Annotated in this window: 9 protein-coding genes; 8 read left to right on the top strand and 1 reads right to left on the bottom strand. The window is 72.7% G+C overall.

All coding sequences use genetic code 11. From position 1 onward, the window contains the following. Nucleotides 1–4: 4 nt before the first annotated feature. Complete coding sequence (locus AC3CCI_RS04950; protein WP_488628297.1) at nucleotides 5–3,079, top strand: alpha-mannosidase; 3,075 nt, start codon at nucleotides 5–7, stop codon at nucleotides 3,077–3,079. A 180-nt stretch (nucleotides 3,080–3,259) separates the two neighbouring features. Here AC3CCI_RS04950 and AC3CCI_RS04945 read toward each other — a convergent pair whose 3' ends face one another. Next, the gene (locus AC3CCI_RS04945) at nucleotides 3,260–4,186 is read right to left on the bottom strand and encodes an ROK family protein (RefSeq protein WP_354595323.1); all 927 of its coding nucleotides are present in this window, start codon (nucleotides 4,184–4,186) and stop codon (nucleotides 3,260–3,262) included. A 339-nt stretch (nucleotides 4,187–4,525) separates the two neighbouring features. Here AC3CCI_RS04945 and AC3CCI_RS04940 point away from each other — a divergent pair, with 339 nt between their 5' ends. From AC3CCI_RS04940 to AC3CCI_RS04910, 7 genes are all read left to right on the top strand, one after another. Beyond that, nucleotides 4,526–5,698, top strand: coding sequence for an ROK family transcriptional regulator (locus AC3CCI_RS04940; RefSeq protein WP_354595324.1), 1,173 nt, complete (start codon nucleotides 4,526–4,528; stop codon nucleotides 5,696–5,698). 136 nt (nucleotides 5,699–5,834) lie between these two features. After that, complete coding sequence (locus AC3CCI_RS04935; RefSeq protein WP_488628296.1) at nucleotides 5,835–7,163, top strand: sugar ABC transporter substrate-binding protein; 1,329 nt, start codon at nucleotides 5,835–5,837, stop codon at nucleotides 7,161–7,163. Nucleotides 7,164–7,290: 127 nt separating this feature from the next. Then, complete coding sequence (locus tag AC3CCI_RS04930; RefSeq protein WP_488628295.1) at nucleotides 7,291–8,292, top strand: carbohydrate ABC transporter permease; 1,002 nt, start codon at nucleotides 7,291–7,293, stop codon at nucleotides 8,290–8,292. After that, on the top strand, nucleotides 8,289–9,242 hold the full coding sequence (locus AC3CCI_RS04925) for a carbohydrate ABC transporter permease (protein WP_488628294.1): 954 nt from the start codon (nucleotides 8,289–8,291) through the stop codon (nucleotides 9,240–9,242). Before AC3CCI_RS04930 ends, AC3CCI_RS04925 begins: the two co-directional genes overlap by 4 nt. Nucleotides 9,243–9,245: 3 nt before the next feature. After that, on the top strand, nucleotides 9,246–10,976 hold the full coding sequence (locus AC3CCI_RS04920; protein WP_488628293.1) for a beta-N-acetylhexosaminidase: 1,731 nt from the start codon (nucleotides 9,246–9,248) through the stop codon (nucleotides 10,974–10,976). A 137-nt stretch (nucleotides 10,977–11,113) separates the two neighbouring features. Continuing rightward, on the top strand, nucleotides 11,114–11,899 hold the full coding sequence (gene nagB / locus AC3CCI_RS04915; RefSeq protein ID WP_488628292.1) for a glucosamine-6-phosphate deaminase: 786 nt from the start codon (nucleotides 11,114–11,116) through the stop codon (nucleotides 11,897–11,899). A gap of 34 nt (nucleotides 11,900–11,933) precedes the next feature. Continuing rightward, nucleotides 11,934–13,607, top strand: coding sequence for an N-acyl-D-amino-acid deacylase family protein (locus AC3CCI_RS04910; RefSeq protein WP_488628291.1), 1,674 nt, complete (start codon nucleotides 11,934–11,936; stop codon nucleotides 13,605–13,607). Nucleotides 13,608–13,758 lie beyond the last annotated feature (151 nt).

Genomic DNA, 13,758 nt, shown 5'->3' with positions numbered 1-13,758 from the left:
TCCCATGCACGACAACACCGTCCTCGTCGAGGCCCGCATCGACCGCTTCGTCCGCGACCGCATCACGCCGGCGGTCTACCGCCGGGCCCTGCCGCTCACGATCACCGCGTGGGAGGCGCCGGGCGAGCCGGTGCCGTTCGCCGAGGCCGTCTCGAACGAGTTCGCACCCTTCGCGGTCGGTTCGCCGTGGAGCCGCCCCTGGGGCACCACGTGGTTCCACGTCACCGGCACGGTGCCCGACGACTTCGGCACCGACCCCGCGACGTCGCTCGAGCTGGTCGTCGACCTCGGCTTCAGCATCCGCCAGCCCGGGTTCCAGGCCGAGGGGCTCGTCTGGCGACCCGACGGCACGATCGTCAAGGCGATCGAGCCCTACAACGGGTACGTTCCCCTGACCGCGATCGGGGCGGGGGCCACGCCGGGCAGCACCATCGACGTCTACGTCGAGGCCGCCTCGAACCCCGACATCGGCGGCGACGACTTCCACGGCGAGACGCTGCTGGGCGACCCCGAGACCGCCGGCGACGCGCCGATCTACGCCCTGCGGGGCATCACCCTCGCCGAGCGTGACCAGGTGGTGGCCGAGCTCGACCGCGACGTCTGGACGCTCGTCGGGTTGATGCGCACCCTCGACCTCGCCTCGCCGCGGCGACACGAGATCCTGCGGGCCCTCGACCGGATGTGCGACGTCGTCGACCACGCCGACGTGGCGGGCTCCGCACGGTTCGGGCGCGAGGCCCTCGCCGGGGTGCTGGCCTCGCCGGCGAACGCGAGCGCACACCGCGTCGTGGCGACCGGTCACGCCCACATCGACTCGGCCTGGCTCTGGCCGGTGCGCGAGACGCAGCGCAAGGTCGCGCGCACCTTCTCGAACGTCGTCGCCCTGATGGACGACGACCCCGACTTCGTGTTCGCCGCCTCGAGCGCCCAGCAGTACGCCTGGCTGAAAGAGCGCTACCCCGAGTTGTTCGAGCGCGTCAAGCAGAAGGTCGCCGAAGGCCGCTTCGTGCCCGTCGGCGGCATGTGGGTCGAGTCCGACACGAACATGCCCGGCGGCGAGGCCCTCGCGCGCCAGTTCGTCGCCGGCAAGGGCTTCTTCCTCCGCGAGTTCGGCGTCGACGCCGACGAGGTCTGGCTGCCGGACTCGTTCGGCTACACGGGTGCGATGCCGCAGATCGCCCGGGCCGCGGGGGCGAACTCGTTCTTCACCCAGAAGGAGTCGTGGAACGAGACGAACCGCATGCCGCACCACACCTTCCTGTGGGAGGGCATCGACGGCAGCCGGGTGTTCACGCACTTCCCGCCGGTCGACACCTACAACTCCGACCTCTCGGCGGGCGAGCTGGCACACGCCGAGAGCGGCTACGCCGAGAAGGGGTTCTCGAACGTCTCCCTCGTGCCGTTCGGCTGGGGTGACGGTGGCGGCGGGCCGACCCGCGAGATGATGGCGGCCGCGCACCGGGCCGCCGACCTCGAGGGCTCGCCGCGCGTGACCGTCGGCACCCCCGCCTCCTTCTTCTCCCAGGCGCGGGCCGAGCTCTCCGACCCGGCCGTGTGGTCGGGCGAGATGTACCTCGAGTTCCACCGCGGCACCTACACGTCGCAGGCTCGGACGAAGCAGGGCAACCGCCGCAGCGAGCACCTGCTGCGCGAGGCCGAGTTGTGGAGCGCCACCGCCGCCGCACGAGGGCTGGTCGACTACCCCTACGACGAGCTCGAGCAGATCTGGCACGTCGTGCTGCTGCAGCAGTTCCACGACATCCTGCCCGGCTCGTCCATCGCCTGGGTGCACCACGAGGCCGAGCGCCACTACTCCCGCGTCGCCGAAGAGCTCGAGGCGATCATCGGCGCGGCCCAGCGGGCGCTCGCGGGGTCGGGGTCGGCGACGGTGACGTTCAACGCCGGGCCGGTCGCGGCGGCGGGCGTCGACGCCTCGTCGGGTTCGGCCGAGGGGCTCGCCCAGGAGGCGGGCGTCGGGTCGGTGGCACCGGTGGCCGACGGTGACGGCTGGGTGCTCGACAACGGGCTCGTCCGTGCGGTGTTCGACGGTGACGGCCTGGTCGTCTCGTTGGTCGACGCGTCGTCGGGCCGCGACCTCGTCGCCCCGAGCGAGAGGCTCGGCCTGCTGCAGCTCTTCCGCGACACCCCCAACCAGTGGGACGCGTGGGACGTCGACCAGGCCTACAAGAACGTCCGCACCGACCTGGTCGAGGCCGAGTCGGTGGTCGCCGACGGCGGGGCCCTCGTCGTGACCCGCCGCTTCGGCGGGTCCACGATCGTGCAGCGCTGGTGGCTCGACGACGGCGAGGCCGAGCTGCACGTGCAGACCGACGTCGACTGGCACGAGCGGCAGAAACTGCTGAAGCTGGCGTTCCCCCTCGACGTGCACGCCGACCGTGCGGCCTCCGAGGTGCAGTTCGGGCACGTGCAGCGCCCGACCCACCAGAACACCTCGTGGGACCACGCCCGGTTCGAGACCGTGGCCCATCGCTGGGTGCACGTCGCCGAGCCCGGCTTCGGCGTGGCCGTCGCGAACGACGCCACCTACGGGCACGACGTCACCCGCAGCACCCGCGACGCGGCCGACGGGGGTGACGGCGGCACCACGACGCTCGTCCGCCAGTCGCTGCTGCGGGCGCCGACCTTCCCCGATCCGTACGCCGACCAGGGGCGGCACGTGCTGCGCTCGTCGGTGCGGGTCGCACCCGACGTGCTCGAGGCGGCGACCGCGGGCTACCGGCTGAACCTGCCCGTGCGACGGGTCGAGGGTGCGTCGGGTGCCCGGGTGGCCCCGCTCGTGACGTCGACGTCGCCGGCCGTCCTGGTCGAGGCGGTCAAGCTCGCCGAAGACCGGTCGGGCGACCTGATCGTCCGGTTGTACGAGGCTCGGGGCGCGCGGGCGACCACCACGGTCACGGTCGACGCCGACAGCGGGTTCGGCGGGGCGTGGCGCACCGACCTGATCGAGCGCGAGCTGGCCGAGGGCTCGGCCGGGGCGGGGCGGTGGGTCGACGGCTCGGCGATCGACCTGACCCTGCGCCCGTTCGAGATCGTGACGCTGCGGGTGGCCAGGGCGTAGCGCCGGCGAGTCCCCTCCAGAGGGCACCGCACCACGAGATGGTCACAGCACCAGGTCTTCTCCTGGCGTTGTGACCATTTTGTGGCGCCGTGGCGCCGTGGCGGGGTGGCACCGTCGTGCCGTGCCGTGGCGGCGTGGCGGTTCAGCTGTGCGGGGGACGCTGCGCTCCCGTCGCGCTCGTCAGAGCGCGGCGGCGACCGCGGCGCCGGGCCCGCGGGCTCCGACCGTCGCCGCGCCGACGGCGGCCACGGGGAACCCCGGCGGCAGCAGCTCGATGCGCGACGAGAGCTCGAGCGACGCCAGGAACGGTGACCCGGCCGCCCAGCGGTCGAGCACCCCCGCGACGTCGTCGAGCAGGGGGCGGCCGAGGTTGCTCAGCCCGCCGCCGATGACGACCGAATCGACGTCCGTCGTCAGGACGAGGAGGCGCACCGCGGCAGCGACGCCCGCCGCGAGGTCGGCACGCACGCGGACGGCCTCGGGGTCGCCCGCGTCGGCCGCCGCGAACAGGGCCACGGCCGGGTACGCGTCGTGGGTCGGCCAGTGGCGTGACACCGCGGCGCCGGCCGCCACGGTCTCGAGGCATCCGCGCTGACCGCAGGGGCAGAGCTCGCCGGACGGGTCGACCGGGACGTGACCGATCTCACCCGAGACCCCCCGTGACCCGCGCCAGAGCTCACCGTCGACGACGAGGCCCGCGGCGAGGCCGGTGCCGAGGTTCAGGTAGCCGACCGACCCGGACAACGACATGGCCAGGTAGGCGCCGAGGGCGGCCGCGTTGACGTCGTTCTCGACCCGCACCGGCACCCCGAGCCGGGCGCTCAGCGTCGGGCCCACCGCCACGTCGTCGAAGCCGATGTTCACCGCGTGCCGGACGCGACCCGTCGCGCCGTCGACCAGGCCGGGGATGCCGATGCCGACGGACTCGAAGGCGGTGACGTCGACGCCCGCGCGACCGGCCAGCGAGGTCACGGCCGCGATCGCGTTGGCCAGCACGGCGTCCGGGCCGAACCCCGTCGGCAGCCGGAGGCGGTGGACGGGTGCGCCGGTCGCGTCCACGACGACGGCGTCGATCTTGGTGCCGCCGATGTCGAGACCGACCCTCACGGCCGTCCCGTCGGGTCGGCTGCGGAGGGGCCCGCCGGGGCGTGGCCGAGCGCGCCGTGGGCCGCGACGACGGACGCGGTGGCGGGCGTGGACATGTTTGTTAGTAAAGCTTACGAACCCTGCCTCGGCAAGGGGCAGAGAGATCCACAGCCGATGTTTCGGGTGTTGACCGTCGGTGTTTCGTGTGCGTAAACTCGCCGCCACGCACCTTGACACGTGTTTGTAAGGCTCATTTACTAACGGCACGCCACCATGGCGTCGCCACCCCGGCGCCGCTGCCGACGGGCCTGCAGACCGGGCCACAGGTCGGCGACGATGCCGAGACGAGAGGACGCGCCCGTGACCAGCACGACGATCACCAGGCAGCAGCAAGCGCCCGTCCGCGCGCACAACCGGTCGCTCGTCCTGCAGGCGCTCTACCGCGACGGCTCGATGAGCCGGGCGGACCTCGCCCGTCGCTCGGGACTGACCCGTCCCACGGTCTCGGCCCTCGTCGCCGAGCTGATCGACGGCGGCGTCGCCCGCGAGCTCGGCGTCCGGGACGACTCCCGGGTCGGCAAGCCGGCGACGCTCGTCGGCATCGAGTCGGACGCCTTCCACATCGTCACGGTCGACCTGTCGAGCGCGGAGCGCTTCGTGGGGGCCGTCGTCGACCTGCGGGGCGGCGTCGTCGAGCGCGCGAGCGTCGACCTCGACGGCGCCGTCGGTGAAGCCGCGGTCGCCCTGGTCGAACGTCTCGTCGACGACCTCGGCGCGCTGACGACCCGCCCGGTGCTCGGCGTCGGCGTCGCGACGCCGGGCATCGTCGACCACGACGGGGTCGTCCGCACCGCCGTCCACCTCGGCTGGTACGACCTGCCCCTGCGAGCGCGCCTGTCCGACCACGCCGGGCTGCCGGTCCACGTCGGCAACGACTCGAACGCCGCCGCCGTGGGCATCCGCACCTTCGGCGAGACGACCGTACAGGCCGCGACCGCGCACCCCGCGACCCCGCACCCCGCGACCGCACGCGCCGCGACGGCCCAGAGCCTCATGGTGGTGACGATCGACCACGGCGTCGGCGTCGGGCTGGTCGTCGCCGGCGCCCTCGTCGAGGGCGACCAGTTCTCGGCCGGGGAGATCGGGCACGTGACGGTCGACGAGAACGGCGACGTGTGCGCGTGCGGGCGACGCGGGTGCCTCGAGGAGGTGCTGGCCGCCCCGCAACTGAGGGCGCGCCTCCGTCAGCACGACGAGGGTTCGCGGGGTGCCGTGCTGCACGACGCCGGTCGTGCGCTCGGGCTCGTCCTCGCGCCGATCGTCAGCGCCTTGAACATCGACGAGGTCGTGCTGTCGGGCCCCGCCGACCTGGTCGAGGGCGCCCTGCTGCGGGCCGCCCGCGAGACCGTGCGGCAGCGGACGCTGTCGGCCGTCAGCAACGGCCTCACCATGCGCATCGCGGGCAGCGGCACCGACCTCGCCCTGCGGGGCGCGGCCTCGTTCGTGCTGCAGGCCGAACTGGGGTTGACGTGAACCCCACCACAGACCTCGGGGGCCCACCCCCGGAGGCGGCCAGGGCCTCCGCCCGTGCCGCATTCCCGACCCGACGCTTGTGCGAGCGCGGGCCGGGACCACAGCGATGCGGCATCCCCGCTTCGAGAACGAGGAGATGAAATTGCGAATCCAACGCTACACGGCGGTCGGGGCCCTGGGCCTGGCCGCGGCACTCGCCCTGACCGCCTGCTCGAGCTCGGGCACGGGCGGCAGCTCGTCCGACTCGCCGCAGGCCGTCCCCACGAGCAAGGGCGACGGCAAGACCCTGACCGTCTGGGTCATGACCGGCGACTACACGCCCGAGACCATCGACGCGATCAACGAGGAGTTCACCGAGGAGACGGGCGCCGAGGTCGACGTCCAGATCCAGCAGTGGGACGGCATCACGACAAAGATCAGCACGGCGCTCGCGACGAGCACCCCGCCGGACGTGCTCGACCTCGGCAACACCCAGGTCGCCAGCTACGCCGCGAACGGCGCCCTGCTCGACCTGACCTCGTACCGCGACGACCTCGAGCAGGGCCAGACCTGGCTGACCGGTCTCGAGGAGCCCGCCACCGTCGACGACGCGCTCTACGCCGTGCCCGGCTTCGCCGGTGCCCGGGCCGTCATCTACAACAAGACGATGTGGGCACAGGCCGGCATCACCGAGGCGCCCACCACCTACGACGAGCTCACCGCCGACCTCGACAAGGTGAAGGCCGCCAACACCGCCTCCGACTTCTCGGCGTTCTACCTGCCCGGCCAGTACTGGTACGCGGGCATGCAGTTCGTCTGGGACGCCGGCGGCGAGATCGCCACCTCGAAGGACGGCACCTGGACGGCCGGCCTCGAGAGCGACGAGGCGCAGCAGGGCCTGGCCGACTTCAAGGAGTTCCAGAACGCCTACTCGACGCCCGCCTCGCAGACCCTCGACACCGACGCGCCCGACCAGACGCAGGTCTTCGCCGACGGCAAGACCGCGACGATCCTGCACACGAACGGCTCGATCGACCTCATCAAGAAGGCCAACCCCGCGCTGACCGACGACGACTTCGGCACCTTCCCGATGCCGGGCAAGTCGGGTGAGACGCAGCCGGTCATGCTCGGCGGCTCGGACTGGGGCATCGCGGCGAAGAGCCAGAACTCCGACCTGGCCCTGCAGTGGACCAAGATCGCCACCAGCCCGGACATCCAGAGCGAGTGGGTCGTCGGCAACGACGGCTGGATCCCGAACAGCGAAGAGGGCATCAAGGCGGCGGCCGACGTCATCACCCCGATCCAGAAGGGCTTCTTCGACGCCGCGCTGAACTCGAAGGCCACCCCGGCCAGCGCGAACTGGGCGGCCCTCGAGGGCGACAAGAGCATCAACCAGCTCTTCTCCTCGGTCGTCTCGGGCTCCAAGTCGGCCGAGGCCGCGGCGAAGTCCTTCGACGAAGCCACCGACAAGGCGTTGAACGACTAGCGACGCGGCGCCCCCGGCCGCCACCGAGCAGCCGGCAGCACCCCGGGGGCGTCGCGCGAGCACCTGATCGCGCGACGTCCCCGCCCCCTCGACCCGCACCTCCTGGACTCGAACCGAAAGAGGAACCGTGGCCCTCTCGATCGCTCCCGGTCTCACCGAGACCCCGCCCGACGCCGCGCCCGACCGGAAGGGCGGCAAGCGCCCGAAGGACGAGCGCGGGGCTCCGGTGCGACCGGGGAAGAAACGTCAGCTCGCGCCGCTCTGGCTGCTCTCGCCGGCCGGCATCGTGCTGCTGGCCGTGACCGTCGCGCCGATCGTCTTCCTGGTGTTCACGTCGTTCACCGACTACGACCAGCGCTCGCTCTTCACCGGCGCGTACGATTCGGTGGGCGTGCAGCAGTACGCGACCCTGCTCACCGACACCGCCTTCTGGTGGTCGCTCGTGCGCACGCTCGTCTTCACGGCCGCCATGGTCGGCGGCAGCGTGCTGATCGGCACCGGCGTCTCGCACCTGCTGACCCGGCTGGGCACGCCCATGCGCTACACCGTGACGGTCGTGCTGATCCTGGCCTGGGCGATGCCGAACGTGGCGTCGTCGATCGTCTGGAAGTGGCTCTTCCAGCCCGGCTACGGCGTCGTCAACTGGCTGCTCACCCAGACCGGCCTGGTCGGCGACATGACCGACGTCGACTGGTCGAACGACGCGGCCCTCGCCTACACGAGCATCTGGCTGCTCATCGTGTGGCAGGCCGTGCCCTTCATCGCGCTGACGATGTACGCCGCCGAGACGCAGATCCCGCTCGAGTACAAGGAGGCCGCACGACTCGACGGGGCGAGCGAGTGGCGTGTGTACCGGACGGTCACCCTGGTGTTCCTCAAGCCGACGCTGCTGCTGATCACGATCTTGTCGATCATCTGGGACTTCAACGTCTTCAACCAGATCTGGCTCGTCTCGGCCGGCGGCCCCGACGACGCGACCTCGACCCTGGGCGTCTTCACCTACGTCACCGCGTTCGTCGGCTTCGACATCGGGCAGGGCGCCGCCATCTCGGTGGTCACCACGCTGCTGCTCGTCGTGCTGACCGCGTTCTACGTCCGCAACCTCGTCCGATCCGGAGAAGACCTGTGACCACGACCGCACCCGCCGGCGTCGGCACCACGACGACCGAGACCGTCGCCCGCGACGAGAAGGCGAAGGAGGCGCGCCCGGGCCACGGCACCGGCCGCCCGTCGTCCGCCCGCCCGACCCGTCGACGCCGGAAGCCCCGCTGGGTCAGCAACGCGATCGCCGTCGTCTTCAGCCTCGTCTGGCTGTTCCCCGTCTACTGGATGGTGAACACGGCCTTTAAGCCGCGACCCGAGGTGATGACGGCGACCCCGCTGTTCTGGCCCCAGAACCCGACGCTCGACAACTTCGTCGTCGCCGTGACGCAGTCGGACTTCTTCACGAACCTGCGCAACAGCGTCATCGTCGTCGCGGGCGCGGTGATCTTCTCGATCGTGCTCGGCCTGTTCGCGTCGGCCGCCCTGTCGCGGTTCCGGTTCCGGGGGCGGCGCACGATCATGGTGTTCATCCTGATCGTGCAGATGCTGCCGGCGACGGCCCTGCTGATCCCGCAGTTCCTGATCTTCAACAGCCTCGGGCTGCTCGGCACCTACGGCGGGCTCATCCTGGCGTACGTCGCGTCGACCCTGCCGTTCTCGATCTGGGTGATGCGCGGGTTCTTCCTGGCGATCCCGGTCGAGGTCGAGGAGGCCGCCCAGCTCGACGGGGCGAGCACCTGGCAGGTGCTGACGCGCATCATGTTCCCGCTTGTGCTGCCCGGCATGATCGCGACGAGCATCTTCGCGTTCATCGCCGCCTGGAACGACTACCTCGTGGCCTACACGTTCATGAAGGACCAGTCGATGTACACGCTGCCCGTCTGGCTGGCCTCGTTCAGCACGCCGACCAGCGGCACCGACTTCGGCGGGCAGATGGCGGCCTCGGTGCTGTTCTCGCTGCCGGTCGTCGTCTTCTTCATGATCATCCAACGCAACCTGGTGACCGGCATGTCCGCCGGCGCCGTGAAGGGCTGACCCGTGACGCACGCACCCTCGACCACCTCGACGCCCGCTCGGCCCGGCGCCACGACGCCCGAGACCGCACCGGTCGCGATCGTGCCGCGTCCGGCTCGGCTGACCCGCGCCTCCGGGGCGTTCCGCCTCGATCCGGCCACGCGCGTCTCGGCGCCCGACGAGCTCGCGGGCGTCGTCGCCTGGCTGCAGCAGTCGCTGCGCCCGGCGACCGGGCTGCCGCTGCGCGAGGGCAGCGCCGACGGCACCGGCATCTCGTTCGACCTCGACGCCTCGCTCGGCGCCGAGGCCTACCGGCTGGAGGCGCGACCGGCCGGCGTGCGCATCACCGGTGGCGACGCGGCCGGGGCGTTCCACGGGGCCCAGGTGCTGCGTCAGCTGCTGCCCGCGGCCGTGTACCGGACGGCGCTCGTGACCGGCGTGGACTGGGTCGTGCCCGCGGTCGACGTCGAGGACCGCCCTCGCTTCGGGTGGCGCGGGACGCACCTCGACGTCGCCCGGCACTTCCTGCCGAAGCACGACGTGCTGCGCTTCGTCGACCTGATGGCGCTGCACCGGCTGAACACGCTGCACTGGCACCTCACCGAGGACCAGGGCTGGCGCATCGAGATCGCGAAGTACCCACGGTTGACCTCGGTGGGCGCCTGGCGCGGGTCGACGCAGGTCGGGGCGGGGCCGGACGCGACCCAGGACGGCCGACCGCACGGTGGGTTCTACACGCAGGACGACATCCGCGAGGTGGTCGCCTACGCCGCGGCGCGCCACATCACGGTCGTGCCCGAGGTCGACGTGCCGGGCCACTCGATGGCCGCGATCACGGCCTACCCGCACCTCGGCGTCGGCGCGGTCGAGGTCGACGGCACGCTCGTCGCGTCACCACGGCAGATCGCCGTCGGCACGGAATGGGGCATCTTCGAGGACGTGCTGAACACCGAGCAGTCGACGGTCGACTTCTACACGGACGTGCTCGACGAGGTGATGGAGCTGTTCCCGGGCACCTGGATCGGCATCGGCGGGGACGAGTGCCCCAAGGCGCAGTGGCGGTCCGACCCGCGGACGCAGCAGTTGATGCGCGAGCGCGGCCTCGCCGACGAGGAGGAGCTGCAGGCCTGGTTCATCGGCCGGCTCGACGCGCACCTGGCGGCGGCTGGGCGGCGCACCTTCGGCTGGGACGAGATCCTCGAGGGGAACGCCACGATGTCGCCCGGTGCGACGGTCGCGTCGTGGCGCGGCATGACCGGCGCTGTCACGGCGGCCCGGCGCGGTTACGACGTCGTCGCCTGTCCCGACGACCAGGTGTACCTCGACTACCGGCAGTCGGACGGGCCGGACGAGCCGATCCCCGTGTCGATCCCGCTCACCCTCGCCGACGTGTACGCCTTCGAGCCGGTGCCCGACGCACTCGACGAGACCGAGGCCCGCCACGTGCTGGGCGGCCAGGCCAACATCTGGACCGAGCACATGGACTCGCCCCGCACGATCGACTTCTTCGCGTTCCCCCGGTTGTGCGCCGTCGCCGAGGCGCTCTGGACGACCGAGCCGCGCGACTTCGACGACTTCTCCACACGGCTGGCCGTGCACCTGTCCCGCCTCGACGCGATCGGCGTCGAGTACCGGCACGAGTCCGGCCCGCTACCGTGGCAGCGACGACCGGGCGTGCCCGGGCGTCCGGCCTCGCGAGAAGAGCGCGAGGCGTACATCGAGTCGGTCGTGGCGAACATCCGCGCCGAGGCCTAGGAGGCGCGACGCGCGTCCCGGCACCAGCGCCGGTACGGGTGCCGGTGCCGGTGCCGGTGCCGGTGCCGGCACCGATGCCGGTGCCGGTGTCGGCCCCGCGTGGGCCCGCGCACTCGTCACGACCGGGGAGGAGCCCCATGGAGATCATCATCGTCCGCGACGCCGACGAGGTCGGCCGCGTCGCCGCCCGCAAGATCGCGTCGGTCGTCCAGCGCGACCCCGAGGCCGTGCTGGGCCTCGCGACCGGGTCGTCGCCCACCGGCATCTACGCCTCGCTCGCGGCCCGCGTCGAGGCCGGCGAGCTCGACTTCGGTCGTGCCTCGGGCTTCGCGCTCGACGAGTACGTCGGCATCCCGCTCGAGCACCCCGAGAGCTACGCGTCGGTCATCCACCGCGACGTCGTCGTGCCGCTGGGCATGGACGCCTCGCGGGTGCGCGTCCCCGACGGCCGGGCGAGCGACGTCGAGGCCGCGGTCGTCGACTACGAGCGGGCGATCGCCGACGCCGGCGGCATCGACGTCCAGATCCTCGGCATCGGGGCGAACGGGCACATCGGCTTCAACGAACCCACGTCGTCGTTCGCGTCGCGCACCCGCATCAAGACCCTGGCCCCGCAGACCAGGGCCGACAACGCGCGGTTCTTCGACGACCCCTCGCAGGTGCCGACGCACTGCCTGACGCAGGGGCTCGGCACGATCCTCGACGCGCACGAGGTCGTCCTCGTGGCCCAGGGGTCGGCCAAGGCCTCGGCGGTCGCGGGCATGGTCGAGGGGCCGCTCAGCGCGATGTGCCCGGGCAGCGCGCTCCAGCTGCACCGGCACGCCACGATCGTCGCCGACGAGGCCGCCGCGTCCGAGCTGCAGCTCGCCGACTACTACCGCTACACGTACGAGAACAAGCCCGAGTGGCAGCGGTTCGAGTAGATCGCGGTGCACTCGTGACGACCACGGTGCCGTCGTGACGACGCTGGTGCTGGTGGGCGGGACGGTCTGGGACGGTTCGGGAGGCGCGGGTCGCGTCGCGGACGTCGTGGTGCGCGACGGGGTGGTCGCGGCCGTCGGGGCCGGGGCGGCGGCGCTCCTCGGGGAGGGGCGCCGCGCCTCCTCGGCCGGGGCAGGCGGGGCGACCGGGGCAGGCGGGGCCGCCGCGCCCACGCGAGACGTCGAGGTGGTCGACGCGACGGGACTCGACGTGCTGCCCGGCTTCGTCGACGTGCACGCGCACGACGACGCCGCGCTGTTCCGCCCGGGCGGGGTCGACCCGAAGACCGGGCAGGGCGTCACGACCACCGTCGTCGGCAACTGCGGCCAGGGCGTGGCGCCGTCGCCGTCCGACCCCGCCGACCGCTCGCTCGCGGACTACTCACGGCCGGTGCTCGGGGACTTCCCCCGCCGCACGTGGCCGACCTTCGCCGACTACGTGCGGACGCTCGCCGAGGGCGACGCCGACGGGCGGTACGGCCTGCACGCCGCGACGCTCGTGCCGCACGCGCCCCTGCGGGCGGCCGTCGTCGGCTTCGAGCGACGCCCGGCCGATCCCGACGAGCGGTCACGCATCGCGGCGTCGGTGGGCGAGGCGCTCGACGCAGGCGCCCTGGGCGTCTCGATCGGTCTCATGTACGCGCCCGGCGACGCCGCCGACCGGCCCGAACTCGTCGCCCTCGCGCGGGAGTGCGCCGTGCGCGGAAAGCTGCTCGTCGCCCACGTCCGCAACGAGGCCGACGGGCTGCGCGCCTCCGTCGACGAACTGGCGTCCCTCGGGCGCGAGACCGGTGCGGCGGTGCACGTCAGCCACCTCAAGGTGACCGGGCCCCGCAACGTCGGAGGCATGCCCGCCGTCGTAGACCACCTCGACGCCCTTCGCCGCGACGGGGTCGACGTCAGCGCCGACGTCTACCCCTACGACGCGGGCAGCACGACGGTGGCGTCGCTCTTCCCGCCGGCGACCGCCGACCACGGGGTCGAGAGCCTGCTCGAGGCGCTGCGACCCGGCACGCTCTCGCGACGGCAGGTGCTCGACGGGCTGCTCGAGCCGTGGGCCGGCTCGACGCTCGAGAACCAGTACGCCGCGATCGGCCCGGCGCGCATCTCATTGGCCGGCTTCACGCGGCCCGAGCACGAGCCGTTCGAGGGGCGACCGCTGTCCGACATCGCGGCGGCCGTCGGGGCCGACCCCCGCGAGGTGCTCGCCGACCTCGTCCTCGCCGAACGCGGCGCGCTGACCGTCATCGTCTTCCACACCGACCTCGAGGGCATGCGGACGGCCCTCGCCTGGCCGCACGCCCTGGTCGGTTCGGACGGCCTGCCGCGTGAGACCGGCACCGTGCACCCACGGCTGTACGGCACCTTCTCACGCGTGCTCGACACGTACGCCGGCACGGGGCCGAGGGCCGTGCTGTCACGGGGCGAGGCGATCGCGCGCCTGTCGACCCGCGCCTCCTCGCGGTTCGGGCTGGGCGGCGGCCGCGCCGGCGGTCACGGAGGAGGCGCGCTCGGCATCGCTCCCGGAGCCGTCGCCGACCTGCAGCTGATCGACCCGGGGGCCTACGCCGACCGGGCCACCTACGCGACGCCCCGGCTCGGCCCGTCGGGGCTGGTCGGCCTCTGGGCAGCCGGCCGTCGCCTCCGCTGACCCGCCCCGTCGGGGGCAGTTCGGCTTCGGCACCGGTCGCGGGCTCGGGGCGGTGCGCGTCGGCGCTCCTCGGCGTGCGGGCGCCCGGCCGTCCAGGTGGTCGATCGGGTTCTCCCGGCCCCGCCCCGGCCGGACGGTGTTCGCTTCGGTG

This window comes from Frigoribacterium sp. CF331 (assembly GCF_057787905.1).
This window is presented reverse-complemented; position numbering and strand designations above follow the sequence as displayed.